Raw genomic sequence first — 17,748 nt, 5'->3', positions numbered from 1 at the left:
AATTAACCTATTCCAACAACTAATCTACTTTTACTATTTTACAGGAGTCAAATAATGCAAGCTCTACTAACAAGATCACAAAACTGCCTAAATCTAATCAAAAAATGGGAAGGATTATCTCTTGATGCTTATCTCAACTCAGTAGAAATATGGAGTATTGGTTATGGAACTACCGAATATCCTGATGGTAAAAAGGTGAAACAAGGAGATGAAATTAGCATAGAGCAAGCCAGAAAATTCCTTCAAGATCAAGTCGATCGGGTTGCTGATGAAGTTAATCAATTAATTAGAGTTTCTCTTACCCAAAACCAGTTTGATGCTTTAATATCTTTCTGTTATAACGTAGGAATTGGTACATTCAAATATAGCACTTTGGTAGAAAAACTCAATCAAGGAGATTATCAAGGTGCTGCTAATGAGCTTCCCAAATGGAACAAGGTTATGGTTAATGGGGTAAAAACAATACTGCCTAGTTTAGTTGATCGTCGGGATGATGAAAAAAATCTTTTTTTAAGCAATAATTTGATCAGCAATAATGAATTATCATATCTAGCTGGATTAGGATTATTTGACCCGATGGCAGTATTATTAAAACCCTGACATTGAGTCAATGCACAAATCAAAAATTGTATTAGTAGGATCAACTCTTTTAATACAACAAAGTCGATATAAACTATTCTCATTAACCTGCTTCAGCAACTAATCTACCCTCACTATTTTTTTCGGACGTTTGATCTCAATAATTTCCGCTCAATCACTTCTGATAATTTGTCCAGTTCCAATGATTTTTGGGCAAGTAGCATAACCCAAAAATCACGAGAGATAAGTATAGGTAGAACACAAAAGGTCAGGATAAATTTACCTGAGATTAGCAACTAATCTACCCTGACTATTTTTAAGGATTCCAATGATGAATAATACCAGATTTCCTGACTCAAAACTGCTTGATTTTGTTAAGTATTATGATAGTAACAACCCCAACCATCGTAATGCTTTCTTGAAAATCGCTTCCTCTTTGCCCGATGACTTTTACAATAACAATTAACCTATTCCAACAACTAATCTACTTTTACTATTTTACAGGAGTCAAATAATGCAAGCTCTACTAACAAGATCACAAAACTGCCTAAATCTAATCAAAAAATGGGAAGGATTATCTCTTGATGCTTATCTCAACTCAGTAGAAATATGGAGTATTGGTTATGGAACTACCGAATATCCTGATGGTAAAAAGGTGAAACAAGGAGATGAAATTAGCATAGAGCAAGCCAGAAAATTCCTTCAAGATCAAGTCGATCGGGTTGCTGATGAAGTTAATCAATTAATTAGAGTTTCTCTTACCCAAAACCAGTTTGATGCTTTAATATCTTTCTGTTATAACGTAGGAATTGGTACATTCAAATATAGCACTTTGGTAGAAAAACTCAATCAAGGAGATTATCAAGGTGCTGCTAATGAGCTTCCCAAATGGAACAAGGTTATGGTTAATGGGGTAAAAACAATACTGCCTAGTTTAGTTGATCGTCGGGATGATGAAAAAAATCTTTTTTTAAGCAATAATTTGATCAGCAATAATGAATTATCATATCTAGCTGGATTAGGATTATTTGACCCGATGGCAGTATTATTAAAACCCTGACATTGAGTCAATGCACAAATCAAAAATTGTATTAGTAGGATCAACTCTTTTAATACAACAAAGTCGATATAAACTATTCTGATTAACCTGCTTCAGCAACTAATCTACCCTCACTATTTTTTTCGGACGTTTGATCTCAATAATTTCCGCTCAATCACTTCTGATAATTTGTCCAGTTCCAATGATTTTTGGGCAAGTTGCATAACCCAAAAATCACGATAGATAAGTATAGGTAGAACACAAAAGGTCAGGATAAATTTACCTGAGATTAGCAACTAATCTACCCTGACTATTTTTAAGGATTCCAATCATGAATAATACCAGATTTCCTGACTCAAAACTGCTTGATTTTGTTAAGTATTATGATAGTAACAACCCCAACCATCGTAATGCTTTCCTGAAAATCGCTTCCTCTTTGCCCGATGACTTTTACAATAACGATGCAGAGTGGGTAAAAATTTACCGTTCTCACCCTGCTAAAAAAATTGGTCGTTCCTCTGCTGGAGTAAATCTAGATGTCACTTACTTTTCTCAGGGTGACAACTATCGCGATGCTCATCGCACTTGTTTTTCTTCTTCTTGTGCGATGCTGTTAAATTATCTCCGACCTGGAGTCATCAGGGGTGATGATGATTACGTTCGTGAAGTTTTCAACAGAGGAGACACTACTGACTCCTGGGTTCAAATTCAAACTCTGCGACACTTTGGAGTTACTGCTGATTTTGTTCAAAACGCAAATAATAATACTCTCAAGAAGTACCTCAACCGAGGCATTCCTGTTCCCTGTGGGATTCTTCACAAAGGCTCTTCTAATAACCCATCGGGTGGAGGCCACTGGATTGTAGTTATTGGTTATGAAGACAACAAAAATGCTCCAGGTGGGGGATATTGGGTAGTTAACGATCCCTGGGGGGAGATCGATCATGCCAGTGGCACTTACATTTCCGAAAATGGTAAAATGTTGAAATATTCTTATAGTCTGATGAACGCCCGTTGGACTGTGAGTAATAGTACCGATGGATGGTGTGTTTTGGCAAAATCTTGGATTGATTGAACAAGGAGTCAGGAGACAGCAATTCTGGAGACAGAATCAATATTCGTGGGGATAGTCTCCGACACGCCACTTCGTGTCTACAAAACCCCAACCAATTGTGGATACCACGGGTTATGGGTCGCGCAACCCCGCCTTGACTGGCGAAATATTTTTGGAGCGAAGCTCAAATCCCCTACTTCCCCTCCTGGGAGGGGTTAGGGGTGGGTTGGGAGGGGTTAGGGGTGGGTTGGGAGGGGTTAGGGGTGGATTAACTTCTGACTTCTGACTTCTAACTTCTGACTTCGTTAAGGCCTACTTGTGGCATAAGGTGCGTTGCAACTGAGCCTACGAGTACAAAGGTTTCTAAGTATAAATACTAGAATACCCAATAATATTTTTGACCGGAATTGCCAGCATAATTACTGTGATATGATAGTCATAGGTAATTTCACAAGCTTTATTGGGACTTTGGTGTCCTGAATTATCTTGGACTCCTACAAATTCTCTCAAAGCTCAATACAACAACTTGAGAAAATATTAGAGGAACTTTATGGCAGACATTAATGAGTTAATTGAAAAACTGGCAGAACTTGATGAGGAGACATTGCAAGCTCAACTTGGGATGCAACTACAAAGCTTGGAAGATGATTTAACCACAAGTGCTTCTGTAGAATCTATCAATATCAATACCCTGACGGCTGTTCCCAGAGGTCCAGAGGGTAATAAATTTATAGAATTTGGTCAGAATTTTTTTAAACGCCTGAATGGAGAAGCTTACGATTTCTTATGCGATCGTGACCCCTTTGGTGACGGTTGTAAAACAATGCAAAAAATTGAGGATGCTTACAATGAAAGTTCCACAAAAGCTGCGGGTATGTTAACTCCCATTTTGGTTACTAATTTAGGGTTAGCTCCGGCGATCGCTGCTATTGTTGCTACCTTAATTGTGCAGAAAATTGCTAGTGCAGCAGGGGAGACAATTTGCTCAATGTGGCAAGACAGTTTTGATGGGTCTAAACCACCTGAAATAGAGTAGGAAATGTTTTGCTTTTGCTGAAAGTTTTTTCAGCTTAAAATATCAACCCCCATCCTTAAAAATGAAGTTTCAATAACAAAAAAATTAACAGAGGAAGACTATGAATTTAACAACATTATTATCATCAAATAATTGGTCAATTTTTTCTGTAAGAGCTGTTTTAACTACTGTTATTCATCAGCTTCGATTATTAGTAACATCCGAAGAAAATCTTGGCATAACAACTACTAATATTTTGCACTCCGAAAAATCCAAGGCTTCAGACAGACCAAAAAATAGAACAGACGGAGGTCGTAGAGGAAGTTCTAGGGTTTCAGATAGACCAGAAAATAGAACAGACGGAGGTCGTAGAGGAAGTTCTAGGGTTTCAGATAGACCAGAAAATAGAACAGACGGAGGCCGTCGAGGAAATACAGATGATGATTCAATATTATTTCCTGAAACACCTAACCAAACCCCCAACTTTCACGCTTTGCTCATCGGAATTGACTTCTATTTTCCCCATGAATTAGAAGGTGGCAGCTATAAAAATTTACGGGGTTGTGTTCGAGATATTAATCATGTTGAAACCTATTTAAAAAATACTTTCAACCTCACATCCGACCAAATTATTAAACTCACAGCTACTGCTTCAGATAATCCTAAGCAACCCAAAGAATCACCCGAATTTTTACCAACTTATGAGAATATAGTTGCTAAATTTAAAGAGGTAACTGCTAAAGCAAAACCTCAAGACCAAGTATATATTCATTACTCTGGTCATGGTGGACAAGCGAAAACAATTTTTACAGATATTAAGGGTATTTCTGGTATAGATCAAGGCTTAGTTCCCACAGATATTGGTCAACCAAATTCACGCTATTTACGTGACTTAGAATTTGCCCAACTTCTCGAAGAAATGGTGAATAAAAAATTAGTTGTAACTTTGGTACTCGATAGCTGTCATTCCGGTGGTACAACAAGATGTGGAGAAGACAAGATTCGTGCTGGAGGTTTTATTGATATGACTCCCCGACGAACTAATAGTTTAGTTGCACCTATTCAAGAACTAACAAAAAATTGGCAAAATCTAACAGCAAATAGTCGCAACCTTACCGTGGCCAATGGTTTGTTGCCACAACCAAAAGGTTATACTTTAATCGCAGCTTGTCGGGATAATGAATTTGCTTATGAGGATGTTTTTGAAGGAACAGAACGCAACGGCGCTTTAACTTATTTTCTCTTAAAAAATCTGCGCAAATTTGGCACAGAAATTGCTGTAGAAGAGCTATTTAATCGCATTTCTAATTTCGTTCATAATCGCTTTGAGCGACAAACACCGATGCTAATTGGACAGACAAAGCAGACTTTTTTTGGTGGTCAATCTGTTGTTAGTAGGCCTACTCCTACGGTCATGGATGTAGATATTACTAAAAACCGAGTCAAAATCCAAGCTGGTCAAGCTAATGGCATCAAAAAAGGGGCAGAATTTGATATTTTCCGATTTACAACCAGAGATTTTCAAGACAGCAAAAATCTAATTGCTACAGTAAAAGTAGTAGAATTAGGAGCATCTGATTGTTGGGCAGAAGTAACAGAATTACACAATATCAGAACCATCAATAATAACTTGAGCGAAGGAATGATTGAAATAGGTTCACCTGCGATATATTTAGGACCAGGGGTGAAACAAATTCGTAAAGTTTGTGTTCTTTTTCCAGACCCATTACCGCAAATTCCTGGTGTAAATGTGGCATTATTGCCTAATATTCTCGCAGCTAAGAAAGAACAAATTGAAGGTCATCGCTGGATAGAATTTTGTTCGGAAACAGAAATTGATGTAGATTATTTTGTTTCACTGAATGCTGCTGGAGAATATTGGGTTTTAGATGCTCTGAAACAGCCAATTAAAAATATTATTTTTCCAATAAAAGCGGATGATCCAGAAGCTAGTGAAAAGCTAATTAATCGCTTAATTCATCTTGCCAAATATCAGACTATTTGGGATTTGGATAACGAAGAATATTTAGCTCCCTTAAATGGAAAGCTTAAGCTTGAATTAGGTACGTCAGTGAAACGAGAATTTGTACCTTTAGAAACTGACAATAATATTTATGAATTGGAAGAGGGCGAACGGGTTGTTCTCCGAATTCATAATCTATCTAATCAAACTTTAAATATTACGGCTTTGATACTTCAGGCAGATTTAAGTATTGTAAAATTCTATCCAAAAGCTGTGCCTTATGAAGTTTTAGAACCAGGAAAATATAAAGAAACTCGCTTTGACCTCGAACTGCCAAAAAATCATCAGGAATGGGTGGATATAGTTAAAGTATTTGCGACTGTGGATGGAACGAATTTTGAATTGTTGGAATTACCAGTATTAGACCAATCTCGAAGAGGTTTTGGTAATCAACAACCTACTAATAAATTAGAGGAATTATTGGCTGCTGTTGTAGATGAAGATAGTCCTCAGCGAAATATTAAAGTTGTTACTGACGCTAGTGAGGAATGGACAACAGAAAAAGTGGTGCTAGTGGTGAAGAAATAATATTAATCATGTCATGGCGAGGCGTTCATTAATTGATAATTGATCATGGATAATTGATAATTTCCTCTGGTTAAAACCGTTACGGAATTGAATATAAGGAAATATTATTTCTTCTCTTGGTCGATTGGAGATGGCGAGGAGACCCGCTCTTGACAGAGCCGCTCCGAAGATCGCCATCTCACCCTTCGGGAAGCTGCGCTAACGACTGCTGTCTTGGTTGATTGGATATGGCGAGGGGACCTCGCCATCCCTCAACCGCTTTTTTCCCCTTAAAAGGGGAGAGTTTAAACCAGAATTATTTAATTATTAATTATTAATTATTAATTAGGGTTTGCGCTCAAAAGTCTTATGGGTGAGGGTAGGAGACAGGAGACAGGAGACAGGAGACAACCCACCCCTAACCCCTCCCAGGAGGGGAGAAATGGGAACGAGCGAGGAGGTAGGAGCGGGCGTTTTGTCCCAAGATTGTTCTGCTCAACTCTTGACCAAAATAATGCTTAAATTTTCCCCTCATATAGCAATGAACAAGTTGCTTAGGACTTATGCTGATGATGAACCTCAGACAGGGAAATATTTTTCCCCCTGTTCCCCGCTATAACTGTTTAACCGGACATGATATTAATGGTGATAAATTGGCGATAATATTCAACTAATTTTATAGATTTGATTTAGTAACTTAAACTTATGAAAAACATTTTAATTCTCTCAGCAAATCCCTCAGATACAAGTCGATTACGTCTGGGAAAAGAAGTCAACGATATCCGCAAAACTCTTAGACAATCAAACCATAGAAACGAATTTCAAATTATTCCAGTTGGAGCGGTTCAGATTGATGATTTACAACAAACACTCTATGATTATCATCCCACAATTGTCCACTTTTCCGGTCATGGAACAGGAAATAATGGGTTAGTTTTAGAAGATAATTATGGTAAAACTGTATTAGTTAGTGAAGAAGCTTTAGCTCGATTATTTCAAAGTTTTCAAAATCAATTAGAATGTGTTTTACTTAATGCTTGTTATAGTGAAATTCAAGCTCAAGCTATTCATCAACATATTGATTGTGTTATTGGCATAAATCAAGCTATGGGAGACGAAGCTGCGATCAAATTTGCCGTTGGTTTTTATCGAGCATTAGGTGCTGGAGAACCCTACGATCGCTGCTTTGAATCTGGCTGTACTTTAATTGATTTAAACAGTATTCCAGAGTCAGAAAAACCGCAATTAAAATATCGACCTAGGAAGGAAAATTTAGCCATGAATTCTCAAAACAAATTTAATCATAATTCTTCTCAATCAAATCCCAAATCTTTCAATCAATCCCAAAATTTTGGCAACATTAGTATTGGTGGAACAAATAATCCTTTTAACCCAACAAATACTAGAAGTAGCAATGTGAATATTGACCAAAGCCATACTCAAACTATCGGAGAAAATTCTGAATCAAAAATAGATACAGCATTAGCTGAATTAGGAAAGCTTAAACAGGAAATTTCTGCCACAAATGCTCTCAGTTTAATTCAGAAAAAACAAGCAGAAATTCCTGTTGAAATACTAGAAACAGAATTAAAGAAACCTCAACCTGACAAAGGCTTGATAGATGAAGCAGTTGAGGCACTTAAAAAAGGATTAGAAGGTGTAGAAAAATTAGCTGGACCTGTGATGAAAGTTGCAACAATTTTAGCCAAAGTTTGGATTTAATTTTCTCTCTTAATCAAGGGTGAGATTACTTCGAGGGGTTCGCGTCTACCTATTTAGGGTTTGCTGAAAAAGTCTTTTTGTGAGGGTAGGAGTCAGGAGACAGGAGACAGGAGACAGGAGAAAAGGGAATGAGCGAGGAGGTAGGAGCTAAGTTTTGTAAGAATGATTTTTCTGCCTAACTATGCACCTAAAATACGCTACTTTTTGAGCGTGAAGAGCTGAAACAGGCGCACTTTTTTCGATATCAAAAAGGCTAAAACCTTTATCTGTAAATACTTTTATATTTAATCAGCAAGCCCTATTTATACCAATTTGATAAATGTTTGCTACATTTTCTTGAGCGGGGGAGTAGGGGAGTGAGGGAGTAGGGGAGAGGTAAAGTGAATTGGTATTAGTTAATTAGATTCAAATAATCTCTTTAATAACTATATTATGACTACAGAACAAAATGATCAACCCCTATCCAATCAAAATCAAACAGCCAGAGATTTGACAGTTTCAGGTAGTGAAAATCCTGTAAATTTTGTCAATACAACAGAGGGCACTACAAGTATTATTGTGCCTTACTACCACCATTCTTCACAAAGTTGACAACTCGTTCCCGTAAATCTATGCTGTAAGCCATAATCCAAAAAGTTAATTCTTCCCCCTATTCTACTGCTGGTTCTTATTTGTAACTACTAGAGTTGTCGCTAAATAGATAGAAAAAATCGCTCAAATTAAGACACAGTAGTAATTCCATACGTTTTGCACTGGAAATTGCTAAAATCCTTACATGATAAGGGTTTAGCAGTTTTTTATAGTTATAAAGCGACAAGTCTACTATAGATATTTTCACTCCAGACAAAAACATCCCGACTATTATTAGCATCTCCCACCACTAAATTAGTTGCAAAAGAGTCAAAAGCGACTACTTCCCCGGAAGCAGAAATCGCTGGATTAAAAGAAGTCAAATTTCCTTCTAACCCCTGATAATTTACTGATATTTTAGTCGTGACACCATTTAGCAAATCCCGCACGAATATATCATTAGTGCCATTGCTATCCCCAGGCACCAGTAACGGATCGAAAGAATCAAAAGCTACAAACCGACCATCGCCAGAAATCGTCGGTGCAAAGGAACTTCTACTGACTTGATTACCAAAAATATCCACAGAGACGCGAGTCGTGATGCCATTTAGTACATCGCGCACAAATATATCTCTGGCATCATTGGTATCTCCCGGTACTAGATTAGTTGCCCTAGACTCGAAGGCAATAAAGCGACCATCGGCAGAAATAGAAGGACTGATGGAACTGAAATCTCCTTGGTTGCCTAAAGCATCTACTGAAATACTGCTAGTAATCCCAGTTAGGATATCGTGCCAAAAAACGTCTCTGGTATTATTGGTGTCTCCTGCCACAATATTAGTCGCAAAATTTATCTTATTCGTCAAAGGGACATCTCCTGCAAATTATTTTTCTCACCCTTATTATTCGTAAAATTATTTTTTCAAATTAGTATGATAATTAATTTTGCCTAAATACTTATCATTTTTACTGAAACTTTGAGATTTTAAACAGAAATATTTTAGTTAAATCAAGTAGGGGTTTGGTGACTAAACCCCTACTACTATATCAGAAAATTTTTATCTACAAAAAAAGCACTATAGATTAGAAAAACCCTAAGTTAGAACTATTATCAGTTGCCACAATAGGAGAAGCTTCTGCTGTCAAACTATTGAACAGAAATTCACTAAAGTTGCCAATATTGACATTATTAATATCACTACCTGGAGTTACATCAACAACTGGATCGGCAGTAGTTTGAGAGAAGCCAAATTTTTGCACTTCTCGTATTGTGTAAGTATTAGGAGGTAAATCCTCAAAAGAATAGAAACCAAATTCATCAGTTATAGTTGCAGGTTCCCCAATATCTAAGAGACTATTGTTATTCAAATCTAGATACAAGGTGAAGTTATCTAAACCATTTTCTCCAAGGTCTAATATTCCATTAGCATTTCCATCATTAAATTTAATGCCATTAATTTGACCTCGGTTACTTACATTCCCAATATTGACATCTGTAATGTTACTTCCTGGAGTTACATTGATAATTGGGTCGGGAGTAGTTTGGTCAAAATTTGGTGCTTGATTTTCCCTAATTGTATAAGTATTAGGAGGTAAATCTAGGAAAGAATATTCACCATTAACACCAGTAATAGTTGGAGGTTCTCCCTCATCCAAAAATCCATTTTGATTCAGGTCTAAATATAAAGTAATATCTGATAAACCTAATTCTCCAGGGTCGAATATTCCATTAGTATTCGTATCATTAAATTTCGTGCCGCTAATTTGACCTCGATTATTTACATTGCTAATATTGATATTAGTAATATTACTTCCCGGAGTTACATTTAAAATGGGGTCGGGAGTAGTTGTAGCAAAACCTGGTGGAGAAATTTCTCTCAAGATATAAGTATTAGGAGGTAAATCTCGGAAAGAATATTCACCATTAATACCAGTAATAGTCGGAGGTTCTCCCTGATCCAAGAATCCATTTTGATTCAGGTCTAAATATAAAGTAATATCTTGTAAACCATTTTCTCCAGGGTCTAGTCTTCCATTAGTATTTGTATCATTAAATTTAATGCCACTAATTTCACCCCGGTTACTCACATTTCCAATATTAACTGTTAGATTACTTCCCGGAGTTACATTTAAAATTGGGTCAGGAGTAGTTTGGTCAAAATCTGGTGGAGAAACTTCTCTCAATATATAAGTATTAGGAGGTAAATCTCGGAAAGAATATTCACCATTAACACCAGTAATAGTTGGAGGTTCTCCCTCATCAAAAAATCCATTTTGATTCAGGTCTAAATATAGAGTAATATCTTGTAAACCATTTTCTCCAGGGTCTAGTCTTCCATTAGTATTCGTATCATTAAATTTAATGCCACTAATGCTACCCCGGTTATTTACATTCTCACTATTACCAATATTGATATTTGTCAGATTACTGCCCGGAGTCACATTTACAGTTGGAGTGGGGGTAGTTTGGAAAAATCCTGGTTGTTGAATTTCTCTAATTACATAAGTATTAGCAGGTACGTTATTGAATAAATAACCTCCGAAATTATTGGTAATATTAGCAGGTTCATTGAAGTCTAAAGAACCATTATTATTAATATCCAAATAAATTGTGAAATTAGGTAAACCAGATTCGTTAGGGTCTAACCTACCATTGGCATTAATGTCATTAAATTTTAAGCCACTAATATTACCTGTAGAGTTAAATTGAGATGCTGTTAATGTTGCCATATATTACTCCTTTAACTATATAAAAAATAATAGAATGTTATAAATTGAATGTATAAGGAAATATAAAAAAGTAGATAGAGGATAGAAAAATAACAAGAATATAAAACTATTGGTTGCCAGAAAATATGCCTGAAATATTGACTAAAATATAGCTATCGTTTACCGAAAAAATCTAAAAGCATTTACTCCTAAAGGTAACTGCTTTTTTCGGTATAAAAAAGTGCATATTTTCAGTTTAAATTCCTAAAAAAATTAGCAAAAAATGCAGGAAAATAGCATAAAAATTCAGGAACGAATATATCCGATTTATCTCCTAATTAATTTCTCGTTTCTCCTAACTACTGTCTACTACCCTACTCCCAATCCACTACTTCTGAAAAAGACCTTTGAGCGCAAACCGTAGCTAGTCTTCTTTAGGGCGTATACAGACTAATATCCTATCTTTACTATTAGCCATTAATGTAAATTCATCCCATAGGTTCCATCATTAATATTTTGTTGAAAAACACTTTCTTATATTCCTGTGTACTTTATTTTGAGAAAAATATTTTTGTCTGTTAAATCAAGTCAAGAAAAATTTTATCTGCTAGTTTTAATTTAAAATTCTGAACTATATTGATAAATCCGGATAGATAACTCAGTTTTATTACACAAGCCTAAATAGGGTTTGCTGAAAAAATTCTTTTTAAGGATGATGGGGAGCAGGGGGAGTAAGGGAGTAGGGCAGTGCTTACAAGGGTAAGTTTTTAAGATTTGACACGGAAACGCGGAGACACGGGGACATGGAGATGTCTATTAAGTAATTAATTCAATCTACTTGCTCTATTATATTCATTAAAGAAAGCCTCCGCGTCTATCTAGTTTGCGTGTCTTCCTCTCTCCGCGTCTCCATGTCTCCCTTTCCCCGCGTCCTCTCCACTTTTCTTATCTTGAGAAGAGGAACAAGTCTTTAAGAAAGTATCTATAAAATAAATCTTAAGGAATGCTCAAAAGTTCACGTTTTGGTAGGTTACGGCGAGTCACAAAGCTAACTATTAACTTTAACTATGTAATCTGCATAACCCACCCTACACCAGGATTTAATATTTTATTTACCGAGAAAAGAGGTCCAAAGCCTCCCCTTTTAAGGGGATGAAAAAGCGGTCGTTTGCGGAGAAGTCCGTTAGGATGGGATGCCGAGGTCTCCTCGGCATATCCAATCGACCAAGAGAAATATTTAATTCAGTATTTCAAGCCTCCGACTTTAGTCGGAGGTTCGCTGATAACTGATAACTGATAACTGAAATTACAGATACCCTCTAAATATTAAGAAACAAAAGTTATGTTACGAGCTTTAATTTTACTTACTTACCTTTTAATATTTTCAGAATCTGCTCTTGCAGAGTCTAGGCCAAATCATCGTAAATCATCACAACTTATAGAAACAACATCCACAAACAATCAACCTTTTTCTCCTCAAGAACAGATTTTTTCCCAAGCAGAAAAACTGAGGGAAGGAAAAACAATTGATTCTCAGTTACAAGCCATTAAAAATTTAGAACAAAGATTATTAAATTTCAAATCTTCAGGAGATAAATCTGAAGCAGCATTAACATTACTAAAGTTAGGCTCAATTTACAAAAATCTAGGCGCAACAAATCTCGCATTGGAAAGTTACAAAGAGGCTTTATCTCTATATCAAGAAATAGGAAATCGTCTCCAGGAAGCATTTACTTTGGGTGAAATTGGAGATATTTATGTAGTACAGTTAAAACAACTCAGACAAGAACAGCAATTTGCATTAAGAAATCGTTTATTCATAAATTCTCGCTTGCGGAAATTAGTCTTCGATAAACAGCGAAACAATGGCAAAAAAGCCAGTGAATTTTATCAACAATCTCTGGAGATTTACCAAGAAATTAATAATTCTACTAATGCCAATATTGATAAATTTGCTGCACGGCAAGGAGAAGCAAATATTATTAATAAAATGGCTCAAAGTCACAACGATTCCTACGAAAAAGAGAAATTACTTAAACAGTCTTTAGCAATTTATCAAGAAATAGGAGATAAAAAAGGAGAGGCTCTAATTTTAGGTGAACTGAGTGAGTTGAATCTCATTAGGCTTCATCAAGATCAAGCTGGTTGGGATTTATTTAATCAAGCTATAGCAATTTATCAGGAAATTTATGAATCTGCGGATGATGATAATTTTGCTGCACGTCAAGCTCAAGCAAAACTATTAAGTATTGCAGTTAGATATTGGTGGTCTGACAATCAAGAAAAAGCCTTGAAATTTCATAATCAGTCTTTGAAAATTTACCGAGAAATTGAGGATTTTCAGGGAGAAGCAGTGACTTTTATTAATATGGCTTATTATTATAATATGTCAGATAATGGGCCAAAAGAATTAGAGTTTTATAATCAAGCACTAAAGATTTATCAGGAAATCGGAGATGGTATTGGAGAAGCTAAAGTTCTCGATCGCTCAGGTAGAATTTACTATTTTTCAGGAGAGTTAGAAACAGCATTAGAATTCTACGAGCGAGAATTAGAAAAAATTCAGGGAGTTAGTCAATTTTACTCTCAATTGGGAGATTTAGAAACAGCGTTAATATTTGACTATCGTCAGTCTGTTATTTTGTTCAAAATAGGAGAGATTTACTCTCAATTATCAGAAGAGCAAAAAGAAGTAGAAGTTTATAAACAAGCTAGAAAAATTTATCAAAAATGGGAAGATACTGAAGGAGAAACAAGTTTTTTGATTAGAGTTGCTGAACGCTACGGAGAACAAGAAAACTCCGAAAGAATGCTAGAATTTTTCAATTCTGCTGTTAAAGTTTATCAGGAAAAGGGAAATATTCTAGAAGAAGCAAATCTCTGGCGCGACAAGATTGCAGTTATTTATTTCAATGTGTTGCAAGACTCTGAAAAAGGATTTGAAACTTTAAATCAAGCACTCAAAATTTACCAAGAAATTGGCGATAAAGCAGAAGTTGCATTGACTCTTAGAAAGATTGCTATTTTTTATCTGCGTTTAGAAAATCAAGAAAAAGCTTTAGAATTTTACAGTCAAGCTGTGGTTATTTCTCGAGAAATAGAAGATTTTAGTAGAGAAGTCTATACGCTTCGGAGCATAGGTAAAATTTATTACGAATTGGGCAACAAAAAGAAAGCATTAGAAGTATTTAATCAAGCCGGAAAGGTTTTTCAAGAAAATGGTGAGTATGAAAAAGCAGTTAATATTATCATTAATATTGCTAAAACCTACGCTCAACTAGGAGACAAAGAGACTGGATTGAAATTCTATCAGCAAGCCATCCCCATTTATCAACAATTAGGGGATTACGAAAAAGAAGCCTGGATTTTGAGAATAATAGGTCAGCTTTACTACAAATTAGACAATATAAATCAAGCTGTAAAAACCTTTAATCAAGCACCAAAAGCTTATCAAAAAAATAGCGATAATTCTGGGGAAGCCTGGACACTTTATGAAATTGGTAGAACTTATACGGAATTAGGAGATTTGAAAAAAGCTTTAGATTCCTATCAGCAAGCATTACCCATTTATGAGCAACAAAATGATGCTCCTTGGGGAGAAGAACGAACGCTAGATATGTTAATTAGAATGAGTCGTATTTCCACTTATTTTGGCAAATCAGAGTTAGCCTTAAAATTATGTAATAAATCCCTAAATCATGCTCAAGAAATGCTGTTATCTGAGGCTCGGATATCAGCAGAAGTCTTTAGGGAAATTGGCAAACTCTGCTATCAAATTGGGGATACAAAAACTGCTTTAAAAGCCTTCGATCAATATGGGAAACTTTATCAACCCCATAGAGGAAATCAAAAGGTACGGAATTTGACCTTTATCAATCAAAATTTCTTCTTGGTCGAGTCAGAAGAAGCTTTAGAATTTTGCAAAAAAAACTCACATTTTGCTCTACAAATTCCTGATGTACATCCTGCCCCTTGGGATCAAAGATATGATTCAAATCCTTTGAAAGCCTCAAATGAAGAAATCGGCCAAGTTTGTAATCAAATTGCTAATTCAGAAAACCCTTTAAAATCTTTCGATCGATTTAGAAGATTTTATCAACAAAGTGGAATACCAAAAGAGGTACGTGGTTTGATGCAGGTTGCTGAAGATTACACTGAATTAGGAGACTCAAAACAAGCATTAAACTTTGTTAATCAAGCTAAAAGTGTTAATCAAAAACGTAATTCTCCCGAAGGAGAAATCAATACTTTAATTTGGATATCTAGAGTTTATTTCCAGGCTGGGGATTATCAAAATACCTTAGATTTTTTAAGTCAGGGATTGAGAATTTCCCAGAAAATAGACAGTCGTAGTCAAGAAGCTTCTATACTCACAGAAATTGGTGATATATATTCTAAACTCGGAGATGAAGAACAAGCCTTAGAGTTTTACCAGAAAGCTTTGATCATTTACCAAGATTTTGATAATTATCGTAAACAAATCGAAATCTTAAATCGAATTGCTGTGAGTTATGATAAATTGAAAGATTTAGAAAAAGCTTTAGAATTTTACCAGAAAGCCCTGAAAATTGCCCAAGAAAATAACAGCCCTTATTTAATATTTATCTTAAGGAGTACTTCTAAACTGTACTTAAAACTTGAAGAGTTAGGAAAAGCTTTAAATTTTTTAACACAAGCTCTTAAACTTTCTAATGCTCCTTCTTACCTTTATACCGATATCGGTAAAGTTTACTCCGATTTAGGAGAACTCGAAAAAGCTTTGGAATCCTTTAATAAATCTCTAGATTTGCTGGGAAACAACTATCCTGAAGGCAGAGCAGAAAATCTCTTTGGTCTTGGGATAATCGAACGAAAAAAAGGTCATTTCAATAGGGCTTTAAATCACATCGAAACTGCAATTTCTTTGATTGAACAAACGCGAAGCCGTAAAATTTCATCAGAAGAACGTCAGACATTTTTTGCCTCCAAACAAGACTATTATGAATTTTACATTGATTTATTAATGGAACTCCATCAACAAAATCCTTCAAAAGGATATGATGCTCAAGCACTTAATATTAGCGAACGTTCTAAAGCTAGAAGTCTCCTCGAACTTCTCGCCGAAGCTAATACCGATATTCGCAAAGGTGTTGACCCAGAATTAGTAATTCAAGAGCAAAGTTTACAACAACAATTAGATGGAATTGAACGACGAAGGGTAGAACTTTTAAACAAAGAAGATTACAGTTTAGAAGCAAAAACTGCCATCGAACAAGAGCGACAATTTCTGCTCCGTAAATATGAAGCAGTTCAAACAAAAATCCGAGAAAAAAGTCCGAGCTATGCTGCTTTGACTCAACCTCAACCTCTAACTTTAGAACAAATTCAACAACAAATTCTCGATAAAGATACCCTTTTATTACAATACTTTCTAGGTGAAAAACGTAGTTTTCTCTGGGCAATAACTAAAGATAATATTACTAGCTATCAACTACCTCCAAAAGCATCAATTGAAAAAGCAGTCAGAGAATTTCGTGGCACTGTTACCGATAGACGTGCCAACTCCACTGCTTTAGTCGAAGCGTCTAAATCTCTTGATCAGATGATTTTAGCTCCTGTTGCTTCTCAATTGAAAAATCAACGCTTGGGAATTGTCAGCGATGGCATCTTACATTACATTCCCTTTGGTGCTATTTCCCTACCAACCACTTCATCAGAAGAAAAATATTTACCTTTGATAGCCAAACACGAAATTGTTAATCTTCCTTCTGCATCAACATTAAGTATTCTGCGCCGAGATACCAAACAACGAAAACCTGCACCCAAAACCATTGCCATCGTTGCCGATCCTGTTTTTAGTGGTGAAGATAATCGACTGGAAACTGCCGTATCAACTCCTAGTGAAAATTGGGGAAAATATAATCTCAGTCGTTCCGCTCGACAACTAGATGTGGGAATTTGGGATAGACTCCCAGCTACTCGCACAGAAGCAGAAGCAATTATTGCCATGTTGCCAGAGTCGGAGAGTATATCTTATCTTGATTTTGCTGCTAATCGTACTAATGCCACCAATCCCGAATTAAGTCAATACAAAATCATCCACTTTGCTACCCACGGATTACTAAATAGTATGAACCCTGAACTTTCTGGCATTGTTTTGTCGATGCTAGACAAACAAGGTAACTCTCTCAATGGATTTTTACGCCTCCATGATATTTTCAACCTTGATTTTTCTGCTGACTTGGTAGTGTTGAGTGCTTGTCAAAGTGGATTAGGTAAACACATACGAGGTGAAGGGTTAGTAGGATTGACTAGAGGATTTATGTATGCAGGTACACCGCGACTACTTGTGAGTTTGTGGAATGTAGATGATGCTGCTACTGCAAGATTGATGAGTAAATTCTATCAGTTAATGTTGAAAGAGAAATTATCACCAACAGAAGCATTAAGAAAGGCACAATTAGAAATGGTTTCTGAGACCGAGTGGCAATCTCCTTATTATTGGTCTGCTTTTACTTTGCAGGGGGAATGGCGTTGAATTTTTATAGAAC

13 protein-coding genes are annotated in these 17,748 nt (G+C 35.9%); 10 read left to right on the top strand and 3 right to left on the bottom strand.

Features of this window, described 5'->3' with window-relative positions:
• Positions 1-54 precede the first annotated feature (54 nt).
• From F6K18_RS06445 to F6K18_RS06420, 6 genes are all read left to right on the top strand, one after another.
• Positions 55-600 (top strand): lysozyme, encoded by a 546-nt coding sequence (locus F6K18_RS06445; protein WP_287519598.1) that lies wholly within the window; start codon positions 55-57, stop codon positions 598-600.
• A 493-nt stretch (positions 601-1,093) separates the two neighbouring features.
• Positions 1,094-1,639, top strand: coding sequence for a lysozyme (locus tag F6K18_RS06440; protein ID WP_287519598.1), 546 nt, complete (start codon positions 1,094-1,096; stop codon positions 1,637-1,639).
• A gap of 310 nt (positions 1,640-1,949) precedes the next feature.
• The gene (locus F6K18_RS06435) at positions 1,950-2,693 is read left to right on the top strand and encodes a C39 family peptidase (RefSeq protein WP_287519597.1); all 744 of its coding nucleotides are present in this window, start codon (positions 1,950-1,952) and stop codon (positions 2,691-2,693) included.
• Positions 2,690-2,830 carry a hypothetical protein gene (locus F6K18_RS06430; protein WP_287519595.1) on the top strand — a complete coding sequence of 47 codons (141 nt, stop codon included), beginning with the start codon at positions 2,690-2,692 and terminating at the stop codon, positions 2,828-2,830. The genes F6K18_RS06435 and F6K18_RS06430 overlap by 4 nt, the downstream gene beginning before the upstream one ends.
• A 392-nt stretch (positions 2,831-3,222) precedes the next feature.
• Complete coding sequence (locus F6K18_RS06425) at positions 3,223-3,708, top strand: hypothetical protein (protein WP_287519593.1); 486 nt, start codon at positions 3,223-3,225, stop codon at positions 3,706-3,708.
• Between the two features lie 100 nt (positions 3,709-3,808).
• Positions 3,809-6,238 (top strand): caspase family protein, encoded by a 2,430-nt coding sequence (locus F6K18_RS06420; protein ID WP_287519591.1) that lies wholly within the window; start codon positions 3,809-3,811, stop codon positions 6,236-6,238.
• A gap of 6 nt (positions 6,239-6,244) precedes the next feature.
• On the opposite strand, the gene F6K18_RS06415 is transcribed toward F6K18_RS06420, so the two are convergent.
• Entirely contained in the window at positions 6,245-6,415 is a 171-nt protein-coding gene (locus F6K18_RS06415) for a hypothetical protein (protein WP_287519589.1), read from the bottom strand.
• Between the two features lie 171 nt (positions 6,416-6,586).
• On the opposite strand from F6K18_RS06415, the gene F6K18_RS06410 reads away from it, so the two are divergent.
• The 3 genes from F6K18_RS06410 (at position 6,587) to F6K18_RS06400 (ending at position 8,530) form a co-directional block, all read left to right on the top strand.
• Positions 6,587-6,739: a hypothetical protein gene (locus tag F6K18_RS06410; protein WP_287519587.1), complete on the top strand. Its 153-nt coding sequence runs from the start codon at positions 6,587-6,589 to the stop codon at positions 6,737-6,739.
• 183 nt (positions 6,740-6,922) lie between these two features.
• Positions 6,923-7,939: a CHAT domain-containing protein gene (locus F6K18_RS06405; protein WP_287519586.1), complete on the top strand. Its 1,017-nt coding sequence runs from the start codon at positions 6,923-6,925 to the stop codon at positions 7,937-7,939.
• A gap of 432 nt (positions 7,940-8,371) precedes the next feature.
• Positions 8,372-8,530: a hypothetical protein gene (locus F6K18_RS06400; RefSeq protein WP_287519584.1), complete on the top strand. Its 159-nt coding sequence runs from the start codon at positions 8,372-8,374 to the stop codon at positions 8,528-8,530.
• Positions 8,531-8,742: 212 nt separating this feature from the next.
• On the opposite strand, the gene F6K18_RS06395 is transcribed toward F6K18_RS06400, so the two are convergent.
• A complete protein-coding gene (locus tag F6K18_RS06395) occupies positions 8,743-9,375 on the bottom strand; it encodes a hypothetical protein (protein WP_287519582.1) in 633 nt (210 codons plus the stop codon).
• Positions 9,376-9,592: 217 nt separating this feature from the next.
• The gene (locus F6K18_RS06390; RefSeq protein ID WP_287519581.1) at positions 9,593-11,239 is read right to left on the bottom strand and encodes a collagen binding domain-containing protein; all 1,647 of its coding nucleotides are present in this window, start codon (positions 11,237-11,239) and stop codon (positions 9,593-9,595) included.
• Between the two features lie 1,321 nt (positions 11,240-12,560).
• Between F6K18_RS06390 and F6K18_RS06385 the strand changes: the two genes are divergently transcribed.
• Positions 12,561-17,735, top strand: a complete 5,175-nt coding sequence (locus tag F6K18_RS06385) for a tetratricopeptide repeat protein (RefSeq protein ID WP_287519579.1) — start codon at positions 12,561-12,563, stop codon at positions 17,733-17,735.
• Positions 17,736-17,748: the final 13 nt, after the last annotated feature.

The sequence above is a fragment of the Okeania sp. SIO2C2 genome, assembly GCF_010692625.1.
GTDB classification, from domain to species: Bacteria; Cyanobacteriota; Cyanobacteriia; order Cyanobacteriales; family Microcoleaceae; genus Okeania; species Okeania hirsuta.
Note: the sequence above shows the minus strand (reverse complement) of the source record. Positions and strands in the feature narration are given on the sequence as shown.